We start from the raw sequence: 24,871 nt of genomic DNA, 5'->3' as shown, positions 1-24,871 counted from the left end.
ATGTATTTAGTTTTTAACTACCAATAAGGTAGCATCTTTAATATTGAATCAAAAAAAACTAAGACTTATACCTACTGCTGAATACTGAAGTGTTTTTTACCAAAAATCAATCATGAGCTTTAGCTTTCAAGTCATTAATTTTAATAAATTCATAAATTAACATCCAACACTTACAATGTCACATTTTGGACCTCATCAATTTCTAATTAGTAGTATTACTAATATTCTAATTGGTAGTCCTACTAAACAATGCCAATTATTAAGTGAATTTTGTTTAACTCACAGCGAATGTTTTATAAACTGTTTTATTTTAGTCTCTTATAACTGGCTGACTAGATAAAGTTTGATTAAGCACAACATTGAATCAGTTATTATAAGTGGTTGCAGCTATCATGCTAACTATAGTTTAGTTTTTAACAAGCATGGCTTGTAACCAAAATCCAGCCAACATTGCCACAACAAATAATATCGAATCTGTATAACCCGCCAAAGCAGTCACGAGTGCTGGCGCGGGACAGAACCCTACCATGCCCCAGCCTATACCAAATAATAAACTACCAATGACTAACTTGGGAGTAATCTTTGTGGCCGTAGGTAGGTCGAATGGCTCATTATTTAAAGCACTTTTTCCCTCATTTTTGCGTAATTTTACGTAAAAGAACACAGGCATAGCAACTGAAATACCGCCGCCCATTACCAAACCTAGCGAAGGGTCCCAACCATTAAATAACCGTAAAAAACTTAATACTTTTTCAGGATTTACCATTTGCGATACTATGAGACCAATAGCAAAAATAGTGCCCGATAAAAAACTGAAAATCATGGTCACTTTATTATTAGTAGTCATTATTTGCTCAATATATGCGTATATAAAAAAATAAAATTAAAGGTTTAATAAGGCTCAACGATCAGCTCGATCATGCTTTCTATAACTGAAGCATTGCAAACAAAGTTGCTGTCACAATGCCACTTGATAAAAATAATATCGTTGCGATAATGGAGCGTAAAGAGAGTCGCGAAATCCCACAAATCCCATGCCCACTGGTACAACCAGATCCCAATCGAGTACCAAAACCTACTAGTAATCCTGCCACAATAATTTTCCAGATAGGTTGACCCATTTCAAGCTGAGGAAAACTAAAAAATAGGCCATACCCCCAAGTTGATACTGCCATACCTAAGACAAATATCAATTGCCAACTAATACTGGGCAGTTTAGTAATTGAGTTTTTTAAAATACCGCTCATACCCATGATATGACCGCTACTTAGAATCAAAACCGAGGCTGCTAATCCTATAATTAACCCTCCAATTAGAGAGCTCCAAGGGGTAAATGTTGCCATATCAACCCAAGCGTTCATACGCACTCCTTATTATAAAAATATATTGTTTAAGCGACGGATAAACGCTTATTGCTTTTTTATGACCTGTAGTTGTATAAGATTTCAGTAATTTACTTATGTTCAGGAGCGCAGAAACTCTGATACAATACTTGCATAACGGCTAACGCATCTTTACTGGCTATGCTATAAAAAATCTGTCTGCCTTCTCGTCTTGTATTTACCAAACCATTCTCTCGAAGTACACCAAGCTGTTGTGACAAGCTAGGTTGTTTTATGCCTGTAGCTTGCTCCAAATCACGTACACAAGCTTCAGACTCGACAAGCTGACAAAGCAAAAGTAAGCGATCAGCATGAGAAAGTGACTTAAGTAAGGCTGTGGCTTTATTAGCAGATGCTTTTAAAGCCTCCACATCTAAATTTTCTACATTTACGTTATCGATTAACATTCTTTCTTTATCCAAAGTCTATTTCATAATCTCTTATTATATACAACAGAACTATCTTATACATAAATATATTATATATATGTATAATATAATCTGATGAGTTATTTCAATTGGTGAGATATCAAACAAAAAAACCAATCAGTTTATATGACTGGTTATCATAATTTCAGGATAATTATTGTAGTAAACTATCAGTATACTCACCGCATAAACGAACTAAAGCCGTTTAATAGCATCTGTACCGAAATTGAGATTAGAATCATCCCCATCAATCTCTCAATAGCTTTTAGGCCACGATTACCTAAAATTTTGTATAACTTGGTTGAGAAAAACAAGATAACTGCAGTGACCAACCAAGCCAATAATAAAGCCATTAATGCTTTGGTAATACTTTGTGAATTTTTTTCAGTTATCAAAATTAAAGTGGCTAAAATTGAAGGTCCTGCAATTAAAGGGATGGCTAAAGGCACAATAAAGGGCTCTCCGTCTCCTTCATCATCACCCATAACTGTGCCACGGTTCGGAAAAATCATACGTATGGCCATAATCATCATCACCAAACCACCACCAATGGCGACTGCTTCTGTACTTAACCCTAACGTATGAAGAATGCTGCCACCCGAAAATAAGAACAACACCATTAACAGTAGTGCAAGCAGCAACTCTCTGATAATAATAAACCTACGTCTTTCTTCAGGTACTTTATTCAATACGGATAGAAAAATTGGAATATTGCCCAATGGATCCATAATTAAAAACAAAGTAAGTGCTGTAGCGTAGATTTCCATAAATCTCCTTTGTAAAAAATTATTTTAATATTATTTTAAAAATCAAAATGTTAACAAACAAAACAAACTTTTAAATGACACAATTAAAACTCAAGAAACGTTAATTCGTTATATTCTACAGCGCGTGGCCAATGTATGGGCTTAGTAGGTACTGGTTTGCCATTAGAAATCAATTTAGCAGTATTTATCCAGCCAGCATGACCTACTACTAACACTATTTTATCTTCACTATCACTTTCAGCTTGCATTTGTTTTTGTAGGTCTATCCACGCCTCTACCCGTGCAAACAATTGACTTAAGCTCTCACCTTCAACTGGTGCAAAATCAGCAAACTTCTCACACCAGTTATCAATCTCTTTTTTGTCTATATCTGACCAAGGTTTGCCTTCCCATACGCCAAAATCAGTCTCAACAAGTCTATCATCAATATAACACTCAAACCCTTGAGCGACTAAATACTGACCTACTTGTTTTGAGCGTTGTAACGGACTTACCCAAATCTGCCTGGGCAACTGATTTGACCTAACAAAACGTAGTATTTGATGGGCTAGACGTTTCAATTTTCGTCTATCAACTTCAATATCACTTTGTCCATAACACAATCCATGAGATTGTTTAGGTCTAGGATGACGCCAAATGTATAACTGCATAAACCTTAATAGCTCCTTAGCTACCATGAAAATTGGCTGCAAAGCCTGCATAAATGGCAATTTCACTTATTTGCTGAGTAGCGCCTAGGCTATCTCCCGTGTAACCCTGCAATCTTCTTTTAAGCAGACGAAACATAGCAATTACTGCCAATAGCGCTAAAACCAAAGCGAGTAGCCACTGTTTGACGGTTATTTGTTGCATGATTTGAGGTAGTAATAAATGCAATATCAACCCCAGAAATAACAGCCATAGCGCACTCGCAAGCCACTGTTGGACGCTCATTTGCTGCGCCATTGGCTTAGCTTTAGCATGTTCTATATCGCCGCCATAAGGTAGTATTACGATAAGCAAGATACACAATAAGCGTGAAGCACAATGCGCGATGATTAGAGCCACTAATGCTGTCTCAATAGGCATTGAGGACAATAGACTTATTTTTAATAAAACCGCACAAAGCAGACCCAAGGTTCCATACGTGCCTATTCTTGAGTCTTTCATAATGGTTAAAGTGCGTTCTCGAGTAAGGCCACCACCTAGTCCATCACAGGTATCAGCCAATCCATCTTCATGAAAAGCACCCGTTAATTTAATACCAAATGCGGTACTGACCACTGCGGCCACTAGGGGATTAAAAATCAAGCTTGCTAACCAAAAAACTAGCGCGCATAGCACACCAACCATTAATCCCACTGCAGGGAAATGGCGACTACTTTGATGCAACCATTCGGGCTGATAATGTTTCAGTTGCACTGGAATACGGGTTAAAAACTGTGTGGCTACCAGTATTAACCGCAGCTCATGCTTGATCGACATCTAATTGCCCACACTTATGTATTTAACCACTCTTAATTTATTGAATACGCTCATACTGTAATTACTACTTATTCTACATAGATGCGGCCATTCACTTTTTATTGGTTACCTGAGCATCCTCAAAGCTTGCCATCTCATTAATGATGGCACAGGCTGATTGCAATAACGGATATGCCAATGCAGCCCCACTGCCCTCACCCAATCGCAAGTCGAAATCCAACAAAGGCTCAGCTTTAAGTGCCTTTAGCAAATATTTATGTCCTTGCTCTGCTGAGCAATGTGCAAATATGGCAAACTGTAGTACACCGGGGGCTAATCGCTCAGCTACCAATAAGGCACTACTAGCAATAAACCCATCAATTAATAAGATACGTCTGTCTTTTGCTGCTTGAATATAAGCACCTGCCATCATCGCAATCTCTAAACCACCAACAGCGGCCAGTACCTCAATAGGTTCGGTGACCGCCTTATAACGTTGCAATACTTTTTTCAAAACTTGTAACTTATGTTCAAGGCCAGCTTCGTCAAGACCCGTACCTCGTCCAATACAATCTTCAATCACTGTGCCCGTTAACTTCGCCATGAGCAGGCTTGCTGATGAAGTATTGCCAATACCCATTTCACCACAGATAAGTAGGTTGCCTTCAAGATCTTTGGCAATCTGCATGCCCGCCTCTAAAGCAGCAATACATTCCTCTTTGCTCATCGCAGGTTCATTTAGTGCATCACGGCTACCAAGTCGTATCTTATAATTTAGCAACTGCGGATTATTTACCGCTAGCTCAGCAAAGTCAGTAGCTACTCCAGCATCTACAACCTTTAAGTCCATATTATGTTGCCTAGCAATAACATTAATTGCCGCCCCACCATTTAAAAAGTTAAGCACCATCTGTGCCGTGACTTCTATTGGAAAAGCTGAAGTACCATGCTTTGCTAAGCCGTGATCTGCCGCAAATACTCTAATTTGGGGCTGCTCAATTTTAGGGTAAGTAGTCCCCAGTATTAATCCTATTTTAACGGCCAATGACTCAATTTTTCCTAATGAGCCGACTGGCTTAGTCTTATTATCCAAAATAGATTTAAGTTGTTGATTAAGTAAGGCATCTTCAATCATAGCTATGGTTGGCGCAATAAATACACTCAAAACTAACCCCTATCTTTGCTGTCATTGATGCTGTTTTTGATACTGTTGTTGATGCTGTTGTTTAAAGTAGCTTACTTTTAGCTATTAGGAATCTGCTATTAAAGAATTTAGCAGTTGATCAATCTCAATTTTAAACTCTTTGTCTTCAATTTTATTGGCGCTAACTTTGGCCTGTTTTAAGCTTTCAATAGCTTGTTCCTTATGACCCAATTCAAGTTGTAGCTCTGCCATTGAATATGCGATAGACGCGATATGATCCTTTGAGTTTATTGTGATGGCTTTGTCTAAAGCTTTTTGATAAATCTGTAATGCTTCCTCTAAATCGACCGTGAAATCAGCTAAAGTTTCCCACTGCTCCGGATGATCTTTATCTGATCCTTCATTATCAGTGCAAATCGATTTAAGCTCATTATAAAGGGCATCAAAGCGCTGCTGATCCTGTTGGCTATCTGCGTATAACAAATCTTCAGCGAGTTTATAAATGGCTTTATATATTTTGGTATTGATCATTACTAAGTGCCTTATCAGTGTATATAAACTCTATAATTTTCATAAATAAATGCGCTCTACAAACTATCAATTAGTTAATCAGTTAATCAGTTAATTAATAAAGCGTTTGAACTTATTAAGTTTGGGTGTGATTATACCGCATCTACTAAGCCACCATACCTAAAAACTTGAAGGTTATAGCAATCTTAAGAAATCTATACCAGTTATCTAACAGGATTAAGAATGAGTTGCTAAGTGATTGGCAACTAATGACAATTGTGGTTCAGTTTGTTCAGCCTTGCTGATATTCCAAAGTTGCTATGCCTAAGTTGCTATGCCTAAGTTGCTATGCCAATTTAGTGTCTTTATACTTAAGCTGATACTTATAGTTGATTTAACTATACTTGATGCTTTACTTTGTACTTTACTTGGTGCTTTACTTGGTGCTCTACTTGATGAATAAATAGTTAAGTTTGTAAGTTAAAAATAATCAATGTAATGCATTTATATCAACAATAAGGTAGTTATATGTCTCTTTGTTTGAATATGATTGTCAAAAACGAAAGTCACATTATTGAACAAACCTTACAAAACATCTGCCAATACTTTCCTATAACGTATTGGGTCATTTCTGATACAGGTTCAACTGATAATACCGTGGCTCTTATCGAAAACTTTTTTAAACAAAAAGGTATTGAAGGTCACATCCACTATGAACCTTGGCAAAACTTTAGCCATAATAGAAATGCAGCTTTAAAGCAATGTGAAGGTAAAAGTAATTATGTCTTGATATTTGATGCCGATGACCGTGTTCAAGGTAATCTAAACTTACCAGAATTTGAGTTAAATGCTGAAGCCAACAACTATATGTTGCAATTTATCAGTGAATCTGGAGATATCAAATACTTACGTAAACTGATTTTAAAAAACGATGGTAGCTTCTTTTGGCGCGGTGTATTACACGAGTATATTACTCGTAACGGACCCGAAAATACTATTAATATCGAAGGAGACTATGCCATAGTTTCGGGCCGCAAAGGCAATCGTAGCTTAGATAAAAATAAGTACAAAAAAGACGCACAAATCTTAAGCGATGCTTTTATTAAAGCTGAGGACACTGATTTATTACCACGTTATGCCTTCTACTGCGCTCAATCTTATAGAGACGCAAACATGACACAAGAAGCCATTGAATGGTATAAAAAAAGAGTCGAGATCAAATCAGGTTGGACAGACGAAATTTACTGTAGTTATATTGAGCTTGGACTACTTTATGAAAAGATAGAAGATTATGATAACGCTTTATATTACTGGCAACAAGGTATAATTCATGACCCTAGCCGTGCAGAAAGTTGGTATCATGTAGCTCGAAGACACAGTTGGGACAGACACACTGAATTGGCGTATGTCTTTAGTCGACAAGCCAGCGAAATTCCTTTGCCAATTGGCAACAGATTATTTATCTCCAAAAATATTTATCAATATTGGTCATACTATGAATGGTGCATCAATGCTTATAAACTTGGAAAATTCGAAGAATCTTACCTTGCTTTTAAGAAGTTGATAGCGGCTTGTCCACAAGATTTATTAGACAAAATATCTTATCAACTTAGTGGTTATGTTGATTTGATACTCGAAGATAACTTCGCTGAAGTAACTGAATTAACAAAGAATTTAAATCGATTGGATAGAATAAACTTATTGCAAGATGCCATATCTCAATAATAATTCAAATAGAGGTTTATACAATAAAAATGACAAATAATTTAGCATTAGATGGTCTAAACCATGTGCAGAATGCGTCAAAGGTTGCGAGTCCAAAAGCTCACTTTGAGCCGAAAATTATATTTTTTGATATTGATGATACGTTAAGCCGTGATGGGATTATTGCGCCACATAATAAGACCACTTTAGAACAGTTAGCAAAGACTGATATCAAACTTGCGATTGCTACTGGGCGATCTAAATCTATAATTCCTAAAGATATTTTACAATTATTTGATCGCGGTATTTTTGATGCCATCGTATGTACCAACGGCCAATACAATTTTGATAAACAAGGGGTAATTAGCCATTATCCACTTACTATTGAACAAGCCAGTAAAATTGATGAGTTGTGTCAACAAGATAATCTAATTCATAAATTTGACTCAGATACCCATTTGGCTTGGGCCAATGACAATGAAAACATACGGGCATTTATTGCCATTAATCCCAGTTCAATTATTGACGTAAATTACTATAAAACTAATCCTATCTATCAGTGTTCAGTATTTTTCAAAAGCCAAAAAGATAGAATGCAAGAAGTGGATTTTGCAAGTTTTGGTCTAAAATTAGTGCCTTGGCATCATATTGGTGGCGATATTCTACCTATTGAAGGGTCCAAAGAGCGTGGGGTTCGAGATGTTTGTCATTATTTTGATATTGATATCAGTAAAGCCATGGCTATAGGCGATGGCTTTAACGACTTAGAAATGTTTGATGCCGTTGGGTACGCTGTTGCGATGGGCGATGGTCAACCTGCTTTACAACAACGTGCAGATTTTATAACGGGCAGTATAGAGGAATATGGGATTCAAAGTGTCCTAGAACCATTATTGTCTAATTGAAACAAATAGCTAAAAATATCAGTGTCTGCTATGGATTGGTAAATACATTTCTTTGTCAATACTCCATGCGCCACTTCCCCGAACCCATAAATATAAGAATATAAAGCAATACAATACTGCTGCTTCACCTTCATTATTTAGGGGTAGCCAGAAGTTATCAAGCTGAGCATGGAACCCAAAGTAAGCGACTGCCATCATACCTGAACATAAAAATGCAGCAAGTCTAGTTTGAAAGCCAATAAGCAACATCACCCCTAATATAACTTCAAGTAAGCTGCCAAACCACATAAAGGTAAACGGTTCTGGCATAGGATGAATACTTTGAGGAATGCCAAATAGCTTAGTTGTTCCATTTAATAAAAATGCATAGGCAGTGACAATACGTAATAGGGCTAAAACGTATGGTTCAAAACGCGACATTGAACTAAATAACACTTTCATTGGCTATTCCTAAAGTTAGGGGTTGTAGATTTGGGTATTATTAAGTTAAAGGCGTTATCACACTAAAAAAATATAGGTTGTATATTACATAGATTTAATAAATTTAGCTAATTTTTAATTGTTTAAAAATTGTTTAAGTTAAGGGTTTGTTTTAGCGAAGTAGTTAACAGTTTAAATATTAAAGCTAAAAGCTACCAAGTTATTTTAAAGACATACCTAATTTGAATAACTCCTTGAATTGCTTTGGTAACTTTAATAAATAAGCATCATTAAATTACAGCCCTGCCTTCAAACTTGCTTCAATAAACTGATCTAAATCGCCATCTAATACAGCTCCAGTATTAAAGGTTTCAACGCCAGTGCGTAAGTCTTTAATTCTTGAGTCATCGAGTACATACGATCGAATCTGACTGCCCCAGCCAACGTCTGACTTATTGTCTTCAACAGCTTGTTGCTTCTCCATACGCTTTTGCATTTCAAGCTCATAAAGCTTAGCCCTTAACATTTTCATGGCAGTGGCTTTATTACCATGTTGGCTTCGCTCGTTCTGACATTGCACCACAGTATTGGTTGGCTCATGGGTAATACGTACTGCAGAGTCGGTAGTGTTTACGTGCTGACCACCTGCCCCGCTTGATCGATAGGTATCAATACGTAAATCTGCAGGATTAATATCAATTTCAAAATCATCATCAATCTCAGGTGACACGAAGACTGCAGCAAACGATGTATGGCGGCCGTTATTACTATCAAACGGTGATTTACGTACCAGACGATGTACGCCCGTCTCAGTGCGTAACCAGCCATATGCATAATCGCCAGATACTTTAAATGAAGCTGATTTCACGCCTGCCACACTTCCCGCTGAAATTTCAGTCATTTCAACTTTAAAGCCATGTGACTCACACCAGCGCGTGTACATACGCAGTAACATTTCAGCCCAATCTTGAGCTTCAGTACCACCACTGCCTGACTGAATATCAACATAACAGTTATTGGCATCCATCTCACCATTAAACATGCGTTTAAATTCTAAGTCTTCTACTTTAGCTTGAGCAGCAGTTAACTCGTTTTGCACATCAGTTAACAAAGATTCATCATCTGCTTCTACGGCCAACTCTAACATTGCTGATGCATCTTCTAATGTGCTCTCAAGGCCAACAATGGTATTAATAACTGCGTCTAATTGACTTTTCTCTTTACTAATCTTGGTCGCCCGTTCAGGGTCATTCCAAAGCTCAGGATTTTCCATCTCAAGATTGACTTCTTCTAAGCGTTCTGACTTACCATCAAAGTCAAAGATACCTCCGTAGATCCTTTGCACGCTCTGTTAAATCTTTAATTTGTTCTTGATACTGATTGATTTCCATAAATATTCCAAAATTTTTTAAAACTAAGATGTCTAAATTAGACTGAATGGCTGATTAATTGATTGATTTATAGACTGATAGCTTGGCTAGATAGACCAATCTTCAACTGCCCAGCGATGTGCTAAAGCATGAGCATGTAACACCTCATCAGGGGTTACTGCTACCGGTATATCCGCCCATTCAAGAAGCGGAAGGTCATTCTTTGAGTCAGAATACCCATAAGTTTTACTATAACGGGTACCTTGTTGTTCTTTTAAAGCCAACCACTTATTAAGATGATATATTTTACCTTCTTTAAAGTTAGGTTTGTCGGTTAATTTGCCTGTATAGCGGTTATCTTTTACCTCAAGCGGGGTAGCCAACACATTAGCCGCTTCAATACCAAAACGCTTTGCAATCTCCGATACCACAAAGTCGTTAGTGGCTGAGATGATTACCACATCATGTCCAGCATCGATATGATGTTTAATAGCCTTAATGGCTTTGGGACGAATGTGAGGCATAATCTCAATATTAATATAGTCTTCACGAATCTCGAATAGACGCTGTAATGGCAAAGTGGTCAAAAACTCTGCTACAAATTCATTATATTCTATGGCATCAAGTGTACCTTCGATATACTGCTGATAAAACCTTTGGTTGGCAGTTCGATATTGTGCTTCATCGACCAATCCCTTTTTAACAATATATTCGCCCCATAGATAATCACTATCAACATCAAGTAAGGTGTGATCTAGGTCAAATAGTGCCAACTCTTTGGTATTAAATTTTACATCCTTGGAGTCATTTTGCTCATTAACTTTTACTTTATTAATTACATCATTAATGTTTTGCAACTTGTTAGTGACTGTATTTTGCATTTGACCCTCACCTTATTAATAATATCAGTAAAGCAAAATCTGATAAATAAAAGCCAGATTTAACTTATTCCTTAAGTTTATGCTAATAGTAGAATATTAAATTGTTAGAATTAACATTATTAGCTTCTAAAAACAAAAGCTGCCTATAAGCTTTAGACAGTTTAAGATTAAAAATGAGTTTATTTAAATTTCTATTAGAACCCATGTTTTGTTTAGAGCACTACTCTGGAGCTTGTATTTGTTGTAGACCTGTCTTAAATTGTTCAGCTTTTTGGGTATAGTGCATTGCAGACATTTTAAGCATAGCTGCTTGAGCGTCAGTTAATGTTTTCACCACTTTAGCAGGCGAGCCCATTACCAATGAGTTGTCAGGAATCTCTTTGCCTTCAGTAACCAAAGATTTTGCACCAATTATACAGTTTTTACCTATTTTAGCGTTGTTTAGTACCACAGCACCGATACCAATTAAGCTGTTTTCACCCACACTACAGCCATGCAACATGGCTAAATGGCCGATAGTAACATAGTTGCCAATATTAACCTCAATACCTGCATCTGTATGAATAACCGCATTTTCTTGCACATTGGTATAATCCCCAATATTGATTCGCTCATTATCTCCGCGAATAACAGCACCAAACCAAACATTGGCTTTATGGCCTAAATAAACATCGCCTATCACTTGGGCACTATCAGCAACCCAACCTTGAAATGGCGTAGCGAATTGTGGAGACTTGTCTAAATGTTTAAAAATCATAGCAAACATCCTTTTATATGGTTTTTAATTTATAAAAATTTAACGAGCTTGAAATTTTTTAAATTAATTATATTTCCATAGTCATTATTTTAAGCACTTAGATTAGCACTTATTTAAATTTTATTTAATATATAGGTTTATATAGTCAGTAAAAAAGCTTTAAGGTTAAATCGATGATTTATAAATAGATAAGGCTATATTTTTAAAAATAACTCAATATAAATATATACAATTAATCATTTTAATATAAATCATGCTAAATTATGCGAAACACTTCAACCATTGGCCTCTATTAGGAAATACTCAGATGCTCAATCAGCACAAATCTCTCGCTACTGCTATTTTGCTGTCTGGTTCAGCTTTGGCAGCCAGTCCAGCTTATGCAAAATCAGACATTGAAACCGCGGGTGATATTATCGCTATAACCATTCCAGCGGTAGCCTATGGGTCAACTTATTACATGCATGATCCTGAGGGGCGTAAGCAGTTTTATGAATCATTTGCAGCCAATGCGGTAACTACCTATGCTTTAAAAAAGAGCATAGATAAGGAACGCCCAGACCATAGTGATAATGAATCATTTCCTTCGGGCCATACTTCTTTAGCTTTCCAAGGAGCCAGCTTTATACATAAACGTTACGGCTTTGAATACAGTATCCCAGCATATATCGGTGCAACTTTTGTTGGCTATAGCCGCGTTGAAGCTGATAAACACTATACTTCTGACGTATTGGCGGGGGCTGCTTTAGGGGTAGCCAGTAGTATGTTTTTGACTAAAAGCTACTTAAACGATGATTTGATAATTAGTGCCAATTTGGCACCTGAGTCTTATCAATTGGCTGTGCACTATCAGTTTTAGTGATTAATTTCAGGAATCTCTATTTCTTTTGCTGATTAGGCCATAACTTTACTATCATATATATGTTTTTAACCATTAATTATAGTATTACCTAGCCATTTGCAGTATGTTTTTGTATAATACGTGAAATCTGTACCTAAGCGAGTAGACATGATCCAGTTAGCAACACTCACTATTGACCTTTGTTTTAGTGATATTGTTGTTTTCTGTAATTGTTGTACTCGCTTTTTTGCGGCTAAAATTTGATAAATCTAATTTTATAATCTTTATAAAGTCGCAACTTTAACCACTGTCAGGTCATGATATACGAATTAAAAGGGTAATAATATGGGCGTACACCAAGTCATAACAGATAATAATTTAAATGAAGTTGAAGCTATTTTAGCCCTAGCGGATGGTAGTGTTTTCCGTGGCATTTCCATAGGCGCTCTTGGAAGTCGCGTTGGTGAGGTGGTATTTAATACTTCAATGACAGGTTATCAAGAAATCTTAACTGACCCAAGTTATGCCAAGCAAATTGTTACCCTAACTTATCCTCATATTGGTAATACTGGAACCAATACTGAAGATGCTGAGTCTGGTAATGTTAATCAACAACATCAAGTTTGGGCGGAAGGCTTAATTATTCGTGACGCTACCATGACGACTTCTAACTTCCGTAACAGTGAGTGTCTAAGCGACTATCTTGAACGTCAACAAACTGTAGCTATCGCAGAGATTGATACGCGCAAGTTAACTCGTATTTTACGTGACAAAGGTGCCCAAAATGGCTGTATCATGACCGCTAGCAACGGTGCTACCATAACAGATGACGATATACACAAAGCCTTGGAATTGGCACAGGAGTGGGAAGGTCTAGAGGGTATGGACTTGGCGAAAGAGTGCTGTAATCCTGAAGGCTTCGAGTGGACAGAAGGCACTTGGGAGCTTGCAGACCGAGGTGTTCATGGTGTGACCGAAAGCAAAACAGGCGGCTACTTTAAAAAGCTTGGCGAGCACATAGATCATAAATATAACGTAGTAGCTTATGATTTTGGCACCAAAACTAATATCTTGCGTATGTTAGTTGACCTAGGTTGTAAGGTTAAGGTTGTTCCAGCACAAACACCTATTGCTGATGTTTTAGCACAAAATCCAGACGGTATCTTCTTGTCAAATGGCCCTGGTGATCCTGCTGCTTGTGGTTACGCCATTGATGCAGTACGTCATATTATCGAAAAAACAGATATTCCAACCTTTGGTATTTGCTTAGGTCACCAATTGGTCGGCTTAGCGAGTGGTGCAAAAACCATGAAAATGAAGACTGGTCATCATGGTGCCAACCACCCCGTTCAAGATTTGGACAGCAAAAAAGTTATGATCACCAGCCAGAACCATGGTTTTGCAGTTGATGAATCTACCCTGCCTGCTAATATCAAGGCCACACATCGTTCATTGTTCGATGGCACCAATCAAGGTATTGAGCTAACCAATAAGCCTGTATTTAGCTTCCAAGGTCACCCTGAAGCCAGCCCTGGCCCACATGATGCTGCGGTGTTATTTAACAAGTTTGCAGCGATGTTGGCTGACGCTAAAGGTTAGTTTATATGGTCGAAAAAATAAAAAATATTTTTATAGCTAGTATTCAGCGTTGTAAGAGCTTCTGTAAAGTGAGATCTGCATCTAATGAGAACACTTGGCATTTAGTCGTTAATAACTTTAGAAATCAGTGCCAATTTAAGATGCAATCCTTAAAGCCTTACGAACGCTGGAATTGGGCATTCTCTATACTTTTAAAGCTTAATAAGATCTACCCTTTTGAATTATTAGAGCATGTTATTCCCGATATCGTATATATTCATAATGATGATTTTAACGATGAGCTCACTGCAGTTCTTAAAGATGACATACTGCAGGCTAAATATGAATATGGTTTTACAATATCTGAAATGGGGGAGTTTGCCGAATTGTTAGCTAATAATGAGTATTTAACTTTCGATCAATCTCTACAAGTCTTTGAACATATAGTAAATATTGGTAATTACAACTATTCGAACTCAATTGAAAGCTGGGAAGAATATTTTAAAGACCTGAATATAGCATTTGATAATATTGATTAAAGTTTATGTAATGCTCATGCCATTTTAACTTTTTCAATATTTAAGCTTTAAAAGAGCGAGTTGATATTACTTACTAATACACATTTGAATAAATAAAAGAGAGACTTATGCCAAAACGTACCGATATTAAAAGCATTCTAATTATTGGCGCAGGCCCTATAGTGATTGGTCAGGCGTGTGAGTTTGATTACTCAGGCGCCCAAGCGTGTAAGGCTCTTCGTGAAGAAGGCTACCGAGTGGTCTTGGTAAACTCAAACCCTGCGACTATCATGACTGATCCAGTTATGGCCGATGCCACTTATATAGAGCCAATTACTTGGCAGACCGTTGAACAAATCATTGATAAAGAGCGTCCTGATGCTATTTTACCGACTATGGGCGGTCAGACTGCGCTTAACTGTGCTTTAGAATTAGACAAAAATGGTGTTTTGAAAAAGTACAATGTAGAGCTAATCGGTGCAAGCAAAGACGCTATCGAAATGGCAGAAGATCGTGATTTATTTGACCAAGCCATGAAACGTATTGGGCTTGAATGTCCGCGTGCAGAAATCGCTGAAACCATGGATCAAGCATTTGAAATTCAAGCCAAGCTTGGATTTCCATGTATTATTCGCCCTTCTTTTACTATGGGCGGTTCGGGCGGTGGCATTGCCTATAACCGTGACGAATTTATCGAAATTTGTGAGCGTGGATTTGACCTATCTCCTACTCATCAACTATTAATTGACGAATCATTGATTGGTTGGAAAGAGTATGAAATGGAAGTGGTTCGTGACAAAAATGACAACTGTATTATCATATGTTCGATTGAAAACTTAGACCCAATGGGTGTTCATACTGGCGACTCCATTACCGTAGCTCCAGCGCAGACTTTGACCGATAAAGAATATCAAATCATGCGTAATGCATCATTGGCAGTATTGCGTGAGATTGGCGTAGAAACGGGCGGTTCTAACGTACAGTTTGGGGTTAATCCGAAAACCGGTCGTATGGTTGTGATTGAAATGAACCCTCGCGTCTCACGGTCATCAGCCTTGGCCTCTAAAGCTACAGGTTTCCCTATCGCCAAAATTGCTGCAAAACTAGCCGTAGGTTATACGCTTGATGAATTACAAAATGACATCACAGGTGGTAAGACACCTGCTAGCTTTGAGCCATCCATTGATTATGTCGTAACTAAGATTCCACGTTTTAACTTTGAAAAATTCCCGCAAGCTGACAACATCTTATCGACTCAGATGAAATCTGTTGGTGAAGTTATGGCCATTGGCCGTAATTTTCAAGAGTCAATGCATAAAGCGCTACGTGGCCTAGAGACCGGTGCAGATGGTTTTGACGAACAAATTGATTTTGCGGCTTTAAAAGCAGGTAAAATTAGTGAAGATAAAGTGAAATCTGAAATCAAACAGCGTTTAACCGTGCCTACCCCTGAACGTATCTTCTATATTGCCGATGCGTTTCGTTTAAGTTTTAGTGTTGAACAAGTCTTTAACTTCACCAACATCGACCCTTGGTTCTTAGTACAGATTGAAGATATTGTTAAGACAGAAGATCAAGTCAAACAATTAGGCTTCGGAGGCCTAACTGCTAACAATCTTCGTAAATTTAAACGGAAAGGGCTATCAGACTTACGTTTGGCAAAATTAGTTGGCGTATCACAAAAGCAACTGCGTAAAAAGCGTTGGGATTTAGAAATTTACCCTGTTTATAAGCGTGTCGATACTTGTGCAGCTGAATTTGCTACTTCTACAGCTTACATGTATTCAACTTATGACGAAGAGTGTGAAGCGAATCCTACCAACAATAAAAAAATAATGGTAATTGGTGGTGGCCCAAACCGTATTGGACAAGGTATTGAATTTGATTATTGCTGTGTACATGCGGCACTAGCCATGCGTGAGGATGGTTATGAGACTATCATGGTTAACTGTAACCCTGAAACGGTATCTACTGACTATGATACCTCTGATCGCTTATACTTTGAGTCAATTACTCTTGAGGACGTATTAGAAATCGTTCGTATTGAAAAACCTGACGGCGTTATCGTTCAGTTCGGTGGTCAAACGCCTCTTAAACTTGCTCGTAGCTTGGAAGCTGCAGGGGTGAATATAATAGGTACATCACCTGATGCTATTGATCGTGCTGAGGACCGTGAACGATTCCAGCACATGATTCATCAGTTAAATCTGATTCAGCCGCCTAATGCATTAGCTACCAGTCTAGAAGATGGTCTAGTCAAAGCTAAAGATGTTGGCTATCCATTGGTAGTCCGTCCCTCATATGTGCTGGGCGGTCGTGCGATGGAGATTGTCTATAACGAAGAAGAGCTTAAGCACTATCTTCGTACCGCCGTACAAGCATCAAACGAGGCACCTGTGCTGCTTGATCGCTTCTTAGACGATGCTATTGAAGTTGATGTTGACTGTATTAGTGACGGTAATGAAGTGGTTATTGGCGGTATTATGCAGCATATTGAACAAGCTGGGGTCCACTCAGGTGATTCTGCGTGTTCGTTACCGCCATACTCTTTGTCTGAAGAGATCTGTGATGAGATGCGGTTTCAAACTATTGCTATGGCCAAAGAACTTGGTGTGATTGGCTTGATGAATGTCCAGTTCGCAGTGAAAGATGGTACAGTTTATATTTTAGAAGTGAATCCACGTGCTGCACGTACAGTGCCATTCGTTTCTAAGTGTATCGGTACTTCGTTAGCTCAAGTTGCTGCGCGCTGTATGGCGGGTCAATCACTACAGGATCAAAACTTCACTAAAGAGATTAAGCCATCTTTCTTTGCAGTTAAAGAATCAGTATTTCCGTTTGCTAAGTTCCCTGGCGTAGACCCTATCCTAAGCCCAGAAATGAAATCAACTGGTGAGGTTATGGGTGTGGGTAAGACATTTGGGGAAGCTTTTTATAAAGGTATCATCGCTACTAACGAACGTTTACCAGGTTTGCCAAAACAAGGCGAAATTAAAACTGTCTTTATTTCAGTCCGTGATAGTGACAAGCCTAACATCGTTGCTGTGGCTCAACAATTAATCGATTATGGCTTTAAGATTGTGGCAACTGCCGGAACCCAGCAGTATTTAACTGATAAAGGTATTGAATGTAAACGCATTAATAAAGTGACTGAAGGTAGACCACATGTGGTAGATGCCTTGAAAAATGGTGAACTTGACCTTATTATAAATACTACTGAAGGCAAGCAGGCGCAGGAAGATTCATTCTCTATACGTCGTAATGCCTTGCAAAGCAAAGTATTCTATGTCACTACTTTAGGTGCAGCAGATGCAATATGTAAGTCTTATTCTATCGACTTACCATTTGAAGTGTATAAGTTACAATCATTACACGAACAGGCTCAAGCGTTAAAAGCTAACAGTTAATTTAAGGTTAAGTAACAAAAATTAGTCATATCATTGTGTTTAAAAGCTTATAATGACATTATTAATTAATCTATTTGTTATGTAAATAAATGATTATAATTTTAATAAGCATTTATTCGTATGTTTACAACCTATTTATAAAGCGTTAGCCACATATTTATGTTTTTTTGAATTGCTAATCGAAGCTTTCGGTTGGCAATTTTTATTATCAGCTATTATTAGACTTTATAGTCTAAAATGGCTAAATATTGTAGGAAGTATCTTACTCTCTACAAAGCAAACTTATCCAAATTTTTACACTTACAGCATCCTATTTTTAGGGTGTTGGGGTGTTTTTTATTTATTTATCTATAGATGTGTATGAGGAAGATGATATGCAACGTTACCCTATGACTCCGCAAGGACATGCTGCGTTAGAGGCAGAACTAAAACAACTTAAAACTGTAGATCGCCCGCGTATAACTGCAGCTATTGCTGAAGCTCGTGAACATGGCGATTTAAAAGAAAATGCTGAATATCACGCCGCCCGTGAGCAACAAGGTTTTTGTGAAGCTCGTATTCGTGATATCGAAGCTAAACTTTCAGGTGCTCAAGTAATAGATCCCTCTAGCCTACCTCACGAAGGTCGAGTAGTATTTGGTGTCACGGTTGTGATTGAAAATTTAGATACTGAAGAAGAAAAACGCTATCAAATCGTTGGCGATGATGAGGCAGATTTTAAAAATAATAAAATTTCTGTTAATTCTCCTATTGCTCGTGGTCTGATTGGAAAGTCCGAAGGTGATGAAGCTCGAATTCCAACGCCAAGTGGATTGGTAGAATTTGAGATTATTAAAGTTATTTATGAATAAATTTTAAAGCTTTAAAAATTTTTATTATTTTATATACATTCGCTAGAGTCGCCTATTTATATGCTTATTGAGCCAAATTTGACTATAATCTGCTACTAAATGAACTCTAGCGACACTTGCATAGTATCTTTGCTTAATGTTAAGTTACAAAAAATAAACATTCTTAAATAAAATTGTGACACTTGATGTGTATCTTTAGTACAAATCGATTAGTAGTAAATATTAATAGTATTCCAAATATTATGATTACTAATTGAACTATTAATTAAGTTTTATTTACGTATTATCTAATTAGTAACTGCATAATCTTCAATATCTGAATTAAGCATGATATACATGATATATAAGATGAATGCTTACGAGGCAATTATGAAGAAATTCTCATCAGCTTTATGTGCATTAGTTTGCATGGTAGGAGCTAGTAACTTAGCTCAAGCTATTGAATCAAAGCAACCTATTAGCGTTAAAAGCCCAAGCGATATCGACAGTGTCCTCAGTGAGTTAGCTCGTAAACAAACTCAACCTACCTCCTTATTACAAACCTCTTTTGAGCCTTCAACTCTATCAAGAAATAGCTCATTAATAAGTACTAAAGAATCAAGCAAAGCAGATGATGACACTAATGATGTTTTATCTCATTTAACATTAGTTGCTTCTAATGCCGTTAACAAGTTTAAGCAAAGTGGTCGCGCTTCTTGGTATGGTGGCAAATTCCATGGTAGAAAAACCGCCAGTGGTGAAAGCTTCGATATGAATACGATGACAGCTGCCCATCCTTCACTACCTTTCAATACTTATCTTAAAGTTACCAATAAAAATAATGGTAAAACAGTAGTGGTGAAAGTGAATGACCGTGGCCCATATCATGGTAACCGTGTTCTTGATTTATCTTATGCTGCTGCCAAACAAATCGGTTTGGTCAGTCGTGGTATAGCTAATGTTTCAATTGAAAGAGTCGTTTCTCCCTAGTTTGAACGACTTATCGTACTCTTAATGGTTAGGCTGTACTGGTAGTGATTAGGCTGTTCTAAATATAGAATTTATCTAAAATTATTGTCTAACATTATCTTAGGATTTGAATTAAGCTTATTGCTTAGTTATATATCGTTAAAAACTAGAGTCAAAAGAGGATCTGTATTACAGGTCTTTTTTTTATCCTAAAATAAGGATTCAAATTTGAATCTATATAGTTTTGACTTAAACTATATCATTCTTGCCACATCTAAAATGTGCTTGATAATCGTACTCTCCTAAAGCATACAAGAGTAACCCTACCATGAAGGAAGTTGTTTACAAAAAACCTGCCAGCGCTCTTCAACTTTACTTAGTTACCGATAGCGCATTGTGCGCCAAAAATGGACTGATAGAAACTGTGCTAGCCGCTATTGACGGTGGTGTGTCAATGGTACAACTGCGTGACAAACATGCTAGTGATGAGGTTATATATAGAACAGCCTGCGAGCTTAAAGAAGCTATTAATGGTTGTGTACCCTTGGTAATTAACGACAGAGTTGAAATTGCAAAACTGGCCAAGCTTGATGGCGCCCATATTGGTCAAGGCGATCTTAGTGTTCTCCAAGCGCGAGAAATATTAGGACCTGAAGCTTGGTTGGGCTTATCGATTAACACATTATCTGAACTTGAAATTGCACACGCAAATCATTTAGGCATGCTCGACTATTTTGGTTTGGGTCCAGTATTTACCACCAATACCAAACCCGATCATGCCAGCCCTATCGGCATTCAAGGGTTAGATAATTTAGCAAAGTTTAGTAAGTTACCTACAGTGGCTATCGGTGGAATAAATCAAGACAATGCCGAGCAAGTATATCAGACCAGTTGTAATGGTATAGCAGTAGTATCTGCCATATGTGGGTCTGACAATCCTAAATTAGCTGCGCAAAATCTATTGCAGCAGTACCCTTCATCAAAGTCTAATAAATAAACTTTAAGGCGTATACTATTATAATTTATTAGGAGATAACGATATGATTAGCAATACGCTAACCATTGCAGGGACAGATTGTACAGGTGGCGCTGGCATTCAAGCGGATATTAAAGCTATTAGCGCCAATGGCAGCTATGCGATGAGCGTTATAACTGCTGTCGTGGCTCAAAATACTCAAGGCGTACAAAAAATACAAATGATGCCAGTGGAAATGATTCGTGCTCAAATTGACTCTGTGTTTTCAGATGTGCAAGTTGATGCTGTCAAGATTGGTATGCTAGGTAATGCTGAGGTAATTCAATGTGTTGCTGATGCGCTAAAAACTTATCAACCTAGTAAAGTCGTATTAGACCCAGTCATGGTGGCTAAAAGTGGTGATAGACTATTAGACAATGATGCGGTCAGTGCCTTACGTGAGCTATTGCTACCTAAGGTAGGGCTGATCACCCCAAATTTACCAGAAGCTGCTGATTTGCTAGGAGAGACACAAGCCACCACTCGAGAGCAAATGTTAGATCAGTCACAGCGTTTGGGCATAGCGACATTTCTAAAAGGTGGGCATTTACTCGATCAGGCTGACTCCCCTGACTTACTATGGGCAGATGGTCAAAGCCATTGGTTAGAGGCTGAACGTATTGCCACTAAGAACAGTCATGGGACTGGCTGTACTCTGTCAGCTGCTATCGCAGCTTTTTGGGGTCAAGGCGATAGTTTGAGCCTAGCTTGTGCTAAAGCCAAAGCGTATTTAACCGGCGCTTTGGCTAATGCAGATGTGCTCAATGTCGGACACGGTCACGGACCAGTACATCATTTTTATAAATACTATTAATATTATTTTTTTGCAGCAAAAGCACTTATAGTATTAAATCTCAAACGCTCTATCGATTGCATCGTCCAAACGGTCAGCAGTTATCACATTAATACCTTTAAACTGCCCCATTAAACTTTTTGGGGCATTGGCTTTAGGCACGATGGCATGAGTAAAGCCATGTTTCATAGCTTCTTTTAAGCGCTCTTGACCATTAGGTACAGGACGAATTTCACCTGACAATCCGACCTCACCAAATACTGCCAACGATGAAGGAAGTGGTTTTTCTTTGATACTCGATGCGCAAGCCAATAGCACAGCCAAGTCAGAGCCGGTCTCCATAACTTTAACCCCGCCTACTACGTTGACATATACATCTTGCCCACTGGTATGAATTCCGCCATGACGATGCATAACTGCCAATAACATTGCCAAACGCTGAGGATCTAAACCCAAGGCCATACGTCTTGGCTGGCCTGCAGAATCATCCACTAAAGCTTGCACCTCGACCAATAAAGGACGCGTTCCCTCACGGCTAACCATTACCACTGAGCCTGATATCGGCTTCTCGTAACGACTTAAAAAAATAGCCGAAGGGTTGGCCACCTCTTTAAGACCAGTATCTGTCATACCAAAAATACCTAGCTCGTTAACGGCACCAAAGCGATTTTTTACCGCGCGAATCATACGGAAACGAGAATCAGACTGACCTTCAAAATACAAAACAGTATCAACCATATGCTCCAATACCCTTGGTCCAGCAAGCGTTCCTTCTTTGGTAACATGACCCACTAAAAACAATGCAGTACCAGTTTGCTTAGCATAGCGAGTTAACATCGCAGCTGATTCACGAATCTGACTGACTCCCCCTGGTGCAGAATTAATGGCATCAGTATATATGGTCTGAATTGAATCAATAATGGCGACTGCGGGCTGTTCTTGAGTCAAAGCGGCACAGATGGTTTCGACATTAGTCTCGGTCATTACCTTCAAATAATCACTTGAGAGACCTAAACGTTGGGCGCGCATGGCCACTTGCGATAAAGATTCCTCACCAGTTACATATAGCGCACTACCTGCCAATGATTCAGGGTTTGCCATATTAGCAGCTGTTTGTAATAAAATCGTTGATTTACCAATACCTGGATCGCCACCGATCAATACCACTGAACCAGCTACTAGACCTCCGCCTAAGACACGGTCAAACTCACTTATACCGGTAGGCAATCGAGTATCGAATGTAACATTCACTGAACCCAGCGTTACTATCCCACTTTGCGAGCCTGAATAATTCATACGGTCATTCTTTACATTGACCACGGCTCCTAAATTAGGTGCTGATGAAGCTGAAGAATTACTGGATTTTTTATGATGTGGCATTGATACATTAGGCGCTTCCACTAAGGTATTCCATTCGCCACAATCAGAACATTGTCCAGACCACTTACCAAAGTAAGCGCCACAATTTTGACAGACATAATTAGATTTTGATTTAGACATAATTGATATACCTTAAAATAACTAATCAGACTTGTTTCATCCCTTGAATGAACACCACCTACTTATGTGTTAAACGTTTTGTATTTATTAAACTTAAAAAAATAAGGTGAAAAAATGGCCAGCTAAATTCAGCCAGCCATATTTAAAATTGATAAATTTAAAAAACAAATTAAAATAGTTTTAGTTTTTATAAATTTTAAACCTGAAAATCTTTACCTAAATAAACTTCTTTCACCAGCGCATTATTTAACACTTCCTCTGAGCTACCATGAGCAATTATTGCCCCTTCACTAACAATATAGGCATGTTCACAGATAGCTAAAGTCTCACGCACATTATGGTCGGTTATAAGAACGCCTATACCTCGGTGCTTAAGCGCAATAATAACCTCTTTTATATCGCTTACAGAAATAGGGTCAACACCTGCAAAAGGCTCGTCTAATAAAATGAATTTTGGGTTAGCAGCAAGGGCTCTGGCAATCTCACAACGTCGGCGCTCACCACCCGACACACTCATACCTAACGAACGACGAACATGACCCAAACTAAAATCAGAGATAAGTTTTTCAAGCTCCTGTTTTTGAGCCGCTTTATCCAAATCTTTTCTAGTTTCTAAAATAGCAAGTATATTGTCTTCTACTGTAAGCTTACGGAACACAGACGCTTCTTGGGGTAAATAGCCTATACCCGCTCTAGCACGTTCATGCATCGCGTATTTAGACAAGTCTTTATTGCCAAGCTTAACTAAACCTTTATCCATATTAACAAGGCCAACTACCATATAAAAACTAGTCGTTTTACCAGCTCCATTTGGCCCTAGTAATCCCACTACTTGTCCTGGCTCCACGCTAAATGACACATCTTTCACCACCCAACGTTTACCATAACGCTTAGCAAGATTACGCATGGTTAGTGCAGTGTCAGACGCTTCAGGTATGATATTTTGAGCCTTAGATATATCCGGCTGTGTTATTGAGGACGCAGCAGATGTCACAAGCTCTGAATCAGAAGGATTTGGCGCTGAGTTAATCATGATCTATCTAATTCCTGTACGGCTATTTGATTGACTAGGCGGAAAGATTAATTCAACACGTTGACTGCCACCTGACGTCGCTTCAACATCGCCTACTTTTAGACTATAACGAATGACATTACCAGCGAAGCTAGCGCCATTTTGAGTTAATTTGGCATTCCCTGTTAAAGTAACAATACCGTTTTGCGCATTATAATCAATCTTATTGGCCTGACCTCTTGCCAGACCCTTTTGTTGGGTCACAACTTGCTGCATAGTAGCAGGTCGACCCGTAGCCACTGCTGACTCAATACTACGGCCATCTGACAAATTAACTGTTATATTGTCTGCTGTTAACTTCAAAGTGCCTTGTGTAATGGTCACATTGCCTGAATAAGAGGTCACCCCAGTACGTTCACTATAAGTAGCTTTATCTGCCAACAACCGTATCGGCTGCTGTGCATCTGAAGGCAATGCGTTGGCATTAAAAGATGCCATTGACGCTATTACTACAGTAGTACACAAGGCAACTTTGGGTATATTTAGCATAGATGAGCCCATTATTATAGTGGTGTTTAAATATTGATTAAAGTTGATTAGGGCATTGGTTTTAAAGCGTTTATTCACAGTTTAGTTCCTAAAAATTCGGCTTAATAAATAGCCTTTTTCTGAAATGAACAAAGTATTTGCTAACTTA

General features: G+C 38.1%; 25 protein-coding genes. 10 read left to right on the top strand and 15 right to left on the bottom strand.

Translation table 11 applies throughout. The annotated features are described in order from the left end of the window. Nucleotides 1–406: 406 nt before the first annotated feature. The 8 genes from QZ265_RS02990 to QZ265_RS02955 all read right to left on the bottom strand — a co-directional run bounded on the left by QZ265_RS02990 (nucleotide 407) and on the right by QZ265_RS02955 (nucleotide 5,695). A complete protein-coding gene (locus tag QZ265_RS02990) occupies nucleotides 407–847 on the bottom strand; it encodes a DUF6691 family protein (protein ID WP_296403264.1) in 441 nt (146 codons plus the stop codon). 79 nt (nucleotides 848–926) lie between these two features. Next, nucleotides 927–1,361 carry a YeeE/YedE thiosulfate transporter family protein gene (locus QZ265_RS02985; protein WP_296403262.1) on the bottom strand — a complete coding sequence of 145 codons (435 nt, stop codon included), beginning with the start codon at nucleotides 1,359–1,361 and terminating at the stop codon, nucleotides 927–929. A gap of 92 nt (nucleotides 1,362–1,453) precedes the next feature. Continuing rightward, nucleotides 1,454–1,789, bottom strand: a complete 336-nt coding sequence (locus QZ265_RS02980; protein ID WP_296403260.1) for a metalloregulator ArsR/SmtB family transcription factor — start codon at nucleotides 1,787–1,789, stop codon at nucleotides 1,454–1,456. Nucleotides 1,790–1,989: 200 nt separating this feature from the next. Further along, on the bottom strand, nucleotides 1,990–2,577 hold the full coding sequence (locus tag QZ265_RS02975; RefSeq protein WP_296403258.1) for a YhgN family NAAT transporter: 588 nt from the start codon (nucleotides 2,575–2,577) through the stop codon (nucleotides 1,990–1,992). 83 nt (nucleotides 2,578–2,660) lie between these two features. Then, on the bottom strand, nucleotides 2,661–3,227 hold the full coding sequence (locus tag QZ265_RS02970) for a histidine phosphatase family protein (RefSeq protein ID WP_296403256.1): 567 nt from the start codon (nucleotides 3,225–3,227) through the stop codon (nucleotides 2,661–2,663). Nucleotides 3,228–3,243: 16 nt separating this feature from the next. Further along, the gene (cobS, locus tag QZ265_RS02965; protein WP_296403254.1) at nucleotides 3,244–4,041 is read right to left on the bottom strand and encodes an adenosylcobinamide-GDP ribazoletransferase; all 798 of its coding nucleotides are present in this window, start codon (nucleotides 4,039–4,041) and stop codon (nucleotides 3,244–3,246) included. A gap of 91 nt (nucleotides 4,042–4,132) precedes the next feature. After that, nucleotides 4,133–5,185, bottom strand: a complete 1,053-nt coding sequence (cobT, locus tag QZ265_RS02960; RefSeq protein WP_296403252.1) for a nicotinate-nucleotide--dimethylbenzimidazole phosphoribosyltransferase — start codon at nucleotides 5,183–5,185, stop codon at nucleotides 4,133–4,135. Nucleotides 5,186–5,269: 84 nt separating this feature from the next. Further along, nucleotides 5,270–5,695, bottom strand: a complete 426-nt coding sequence (locus QZ265_RS02955; RefSeq protein ID WP_296403250.1) for a tetratricopeptide repeat protein — start codon at nucleotides 5,693–5,695, stop codon at nucleotides 5,270–5,272. Nucleotides 5,696–6,202: 507 nt separating this feature from the next. Here QZ265_RS02955 and QZ265_RS02950 point away from each other — a divergent pair. Beyond that, on the top strand, nucleotides 6,203–7,399 hold the full coding sequence (locus tag QZ265_RS02950; protein ID WP_296403248.1) for a glycosyltransferase: 1,197 nt from the start codon (nucleotides 6,203–6,205) through the stop codon (nucleotides 7,397–7,399). Between the two features lie 29 nt (nucleotides 7,400–7,428). Then, entirely contained in the window at nucleotides 7,429–8,283 is an 855-nt protein-coding gene (locus QZ265_RS02945) for an HAD-IIB family hydrolase (protein ID WP_296403246.1), read from the top strand. 18 nt (nucleotides 8,284–8,301) lie between these two features. Here QZ265_RS02945 and QZ265_RS02940 read toward each other — a convergent pair whose 3' ends face one another. The 4 genes from QZ265_RS02940 to QZ265_RS02925 all read right to left on the bottom strand — a co-directional run bounded on the left by QZ265_RS02940 (nucleotide 8,302) and on the right by QZ265_RS02925 (nucleotide 11,711). Beyond that, a complete protein-coding gene (locus QZ265_RS02940; protein WP_296403245.1) occupies nucleotides 8,302–8,724 on the bottom strand; it encodes a DoxX family protein in 423 nt (140 codons plus the stop codon). 274 nt (nucleotides 8,725–8,998) lie between these two features. Next, nucleotides 8,999–10,094 (bottom strand): peptide chain release factor 2 gene (gene prfB / locus QZ265_RS02935; protein WP_296403243.1). Its coding sequence is split into 2 segments (ribosomal slippage): nucleotides 8,999–10,021 and nucleotides 10,023–10,094, totalling 1,095 coding nucleotides; the frame shifts between segments, so codons are not numbered across the junction. An 86-nt stretch (nucleotides 10,095–10,180) separates the two neighbouring features. After that, complete coding sequence (locus tag QZ265_RS02930) at nucleotides 10,181–10,954, bottom strand: HAD family hydrolase (RefSeq protein WP_296403241.1); 774 nt, start codon at nucleotides 10,952–10,954, stop codon at nucleotides 10,181–10,183. Nucleotides 10,955–11,174: 220 nt separating this feature from the next. Further along, a complete protein-coding gene (locus QZ265_RS02925; RefSeq protein ID WP_296403239.1) occupies nucleotides 11,175–11,711 on the bottom strand; it encodes a gamma carbonic anhydrase family protein in 537 nt (178 codons plus the stop codon). Nucleotides 11,712–12,018: 307 nt separating this feature from the next. Between QZ265_RS02925 and QZ265_RS02920 the strand changes: the two genes are divergently transcribed. The 8 genes from QZ265_RS02920 to thiD all read left to right on the top strand — a co-directional run bounded on the left by QZ265_RS02920 (nucleotide 12,019) and on the right by thiD (nucleotide 21,683). Then, nucleotides 12,019–12,570: a phosphatase PAP2 family protein gene (locus tag QZ265_RS02920; RefSeq protein ID WP_296403238.1), complete on the top strand. Its 552-nt coding sequence runs from the start codon at nucleotides 12,019–12,021 to the stop codon at nucleotides 12,568–12,570. Between the two features lie 327 nt (nucleotides 12,571–12,897). Beyond that, nucleotides 12,898–14,151, top strand: a complete 1,254-nt coding sequence (gene carA / locus QZ265_RS02915; RefSeq protein ID WP_296403236.1) for a glutamine-hydrolyzing carbamoyl-phosphate synthase small subunit — start codon at nucleotides 12,898–12,900, stop codon at nucleotides 14,149–14,151. A gap of 68 nt (nucleotides 14,152–14,219) precedes the next feature. Then, nucleotides 14,220–14,669, top strand: coding sequence for a hypothetical protein (locus QZ265_RS02910; RefSeq protein WP_296403234.1), 450 nt, complete (start codon nucleotides 14,220–14,222; stop codon nucleotides 14,667–14,669). A gap of 107 nt (nucleotides 14,670–14,776) precedes the next feature. Next, nucleotides 14,777–18,055 (top strand): carbamoyl-phosphate synthase large subunit, encoded by a 3,279-nt coding sequence (gene carB / locus QZ265_RS02905; RefSeq protein WP_296403232.1) that lies wholly within the window; start codon nucleotides 14,777–14,779, stop codon nucleotides 18,053–18,055. 374 nt (nucleotides 18,056–18,429) lie between these two features. Further along, nucleotides 18,430–18,906 carry a transcription elongation factor GreA gene (gene greA, locus QZ265_RS02900; RefSeq protein ID WP_296403230.1) on the top strand — a complete coding sequence of 159 codons (477 nt, stop codon included), beginning with the start codon at nucleotides 18,430–18,432 and terminating at the stop codon, nucleotides 18,904–18,906. A 369-nt stretch (nucleotides 18,907–19,275) separates the two neighbouring features. Then, the gene (locus tag QZ265_RS02895) at nucleotides 19,276–19,875 is read left to right on the top strand and encodes a septal ring lytic transglycosylase RlpA family protein (protein ID WP_296403228.1); all 600 of its coding nucleotides are present in this window, start codon (nucleotides 19,276–19,278) and stop codon (nucleotides 19,873–19,875) included. 307 nt (nucleotides 19,876–20,182) lie between these two features. Further along, a complete protein-coding gene (gene thiE / locus QZ265_RS02890; RefSeq protein ID WP_296403226.1) occupies nucleotides 20,183–20,851 on the top strand; it encodes a thiamine phosphate synthase in 669 nt (222 codons plus the stop codon). A 43-nt stretch (nucleotides 20,852–20,894) separates the two neighbouring features. Further along, entirely contained in the window at nucleotides 20,895–21,683 is a 789-nt protein-coding gene (thiD, locus tag QZ265_RS02885) for a bifunctional hydroxymethylpyrimidine kinase/phosphomethylpyrimidine kinase (RefSeq protein WP_296403224.1), read from the top strand. Nucleotides 21,684–21,716: 33 nt separating this feature from the next. On the opposite strand, the gene radA is transcribed toward thiD, so the two are convergent. The 3 genes from radA to lptA all read right to left on the bottom strand — a co-directional run bounded on the left by radA (nucleotide 21,717) and on the right by lptA (nucleotide 24,672). Further along, nucleotides 21,717–23,162: a DNA repair protein RadA gene (gene radA / locus QZ265_RS02880; protein WP_296403222.1), complete on the bottom strand. Its 1,446-nt coding sequence runs from the start codon at nucleotides 23,160–23,162 to the stop codon at nucleotides 21,717–21,719. A gap of 196 nt (nucleotides 23,163–23,358) precedes the next feature. Continuing rightward, nucleotides 23,359–24,069: an LPS export ABC transporter ATP-binding protein gene (gene lptB, locus QZ265_RS02875; RefSeq protein WP_296403268.1), complete on the bottom strand. Its 711-nt coding sequence runs from the start codon at nucleotides 24,067–24,069 to the stop codon at nucleotides 23,359–23,361. A 129-nt stretch (nucleotides 24,070–24,198) separates the two neighbouring features. After that, nucleotides 24,199–24,672 (bottom strand): lipopolysaccharide transport periplasmic protein LptA, encoded by a 474-nt coding sequence (lptA, locus tag QZ265_RS02870; RefSeq protein WP_296403266.1) that lies wholly within the window; start codon nucleotides 24,670–24,672, stop codon nucleotides 24,199–24,201. Between the last annotated feature and the right edge of the window lie 199 nt (nucleotides 24,673–24,871).

Source organism: Psychrobacter sp. (assembly GCF_018260395.1).
Classification (GTDB): Bacteria; Pseudomonadota; Gammaproteobacteria; order Pseudomonadales; family Moraxellaceae; genus Psychrobacter.
This window is presented reverse-complemented; position numbering and strand designations above follow the sequence as displayed.

What these genes read in the sequence shown, in the direction of transcription:
- QZ265_RS02990 (WP_296403264.1), bottom strand. Translation starts at nt 847, where the DNA reads ATGACTACTAATAATAAAGTGACCATGATTTTCAGTTTTTTATCGGGC.
- QZ265_RS02985 (WP_296403262.1), bottom strand. Translation starts at nt 1,361, where the DNA reads ATGAACGCTTGGGTTGATATGGCAACATTTACCCCTTGGAGCTCTCTA.
- QZ265_RS02980 (WP_296403260.1), bottom strand. Translation starts at nt 1,789, where the DNA reads ATGTTAATCGATAACGTAAATGTAGAAAATTTAGATGTGGAGGCTTTA.
- QZ265_RS02975 (WP_296403258.1), bottom strand. Translation starts at nt 2,577, where the DNA reads ATGGAAATCTACGCTACAGCACTTACTTTGTTTTTAATTATGGATCCA.
- QZ265_RS02970 (WP_296403256.1), bottom strand. Translation starts at nt 3,227, where the DNA reads ATGCAGTTATACATTTGGCGTCATCCTAGACCTAAACAATCTCATGGA.
- cobS (WP_296403254.1), bottom strand. Translation starts at nt 4,041, where the DNA reads ATGTCGATCAAGCATGAGCTGCGGTTAATACTGGTAGCCACACAGTTT.
- QZ265_RS02955 (WP_296403250.1), bottom strand. Translation starts at nt 5,695, where the DNA reads ATGATCAATACCAAAATATATAAAGCCATTTATAAACTCGCTGAAGAT.
- QZ265_RS02950 (WP_296403248.1), top strand. Translation starts at nt 6,203, where the DNA reads ATGTCTCTTTGTTTGAATATGATTGTCAAAAACGAAAGTCACATTATT.
- QZ265_RS02945 (WP_296403246.1), top strand. Translation starts at nt 7,429, where the DNA reads ATGACAAATAATTTAGCATTAGATGGTCTAAACCATGTGCAGAATGCG.
- QZ265_RS02940 (WP_296403245.1), bottom strand. Translation starts at nt 8,724, where the DNA reads ATGAAAGTGTTATTTAGTTCAATGTCGCGTTTTGAACCATACGTTTTA.
- QZ265_RS02930 (WP_296403241.1), bottom strand. Translation starts at nt 10,954, where the DNA reads ATGCAAAATACAGTCACTAACAAGTTGCAAAACATTAATGATGTAATT.
- QZ265_RS02925 (WP_296403239.1), bottom strand. Translation starts at nt 11,711, where the DNA reads ATGATTTTTAAACATTTAGACAAGTCTCCACAATTCGCTACGCCATTT.
- QZ265_RS02920 (WP_296403238.1), top strand. Translation starts at nt 12,019, where the DNA reads ATGCTCAATCAGCACAAATCTCTCGCTACTGCTATTTTGCTGTCTGGT.
- carA (WP_296403236.1), top strand. Translation starts at nt 12,898, where the DNA reads ATGGGCGTACACCAAGTCATAACAGATAATAATTTAAATGAAGTTGAA.
- carB (WP_296403232.1), top strand. Translation starts at nt 14,777, where the DNA reads ATGCCAAAACGTACCGATATTAAAAGCATTCTAATTATTGGCGCAGGC.
- greA (WP_296403230.1), top strand. Translation starts at nt 18,430, where the DNA reads ATGCAACGTTACCCTATGACTCCGCAAGGACATGCTGCGTTAGAGGCA.
- QZ265_RS02895 (WP_296403228.1), top strand. Translation starts at nt 19,276, where the DNA reads ATGAAGAAATTCTCATCAGCTTTATGTGCATTAGTTTGCATGGTAGGA.
- thiE (WP_296403226.1), top strand. Translation starts at nt 20,183, where the DNA reads ATGAAGGAAGTTGTTTACAAAAAACCTGCCAGCGCTCTTCAACTTTAC.
- thiD (WP_296403224.1), top strand. Translation starts at nt 20,895, where the DNA reads ATGATTAGCAATACGCTAACCATTGCAGGGACAGATTGTACAGGTGGC.
- radA (WP_296403222.1), bottom strand. Translation starts at nt 23,162, where the DNA reads ATGTCTAAATCAAAATCTAATTATGTCTGTCAAAATTGTGGCGCTTAC.
- lptB (WP_296403268.1), bottom strand. Translation starts at nt 24,069, where the DNA reads ATGCGTAATCTTGCTAAGCGTTATGGTAAACGTTGGGTGGTGAAAGAT.
- lptA (WP_296403266.1), bottom strand. Translation starts at nt 24,672, where the DNA reads ATGGCATCTTTTAATGCCAACGCATTGCCTTCAGATGCACAGCAGCCG.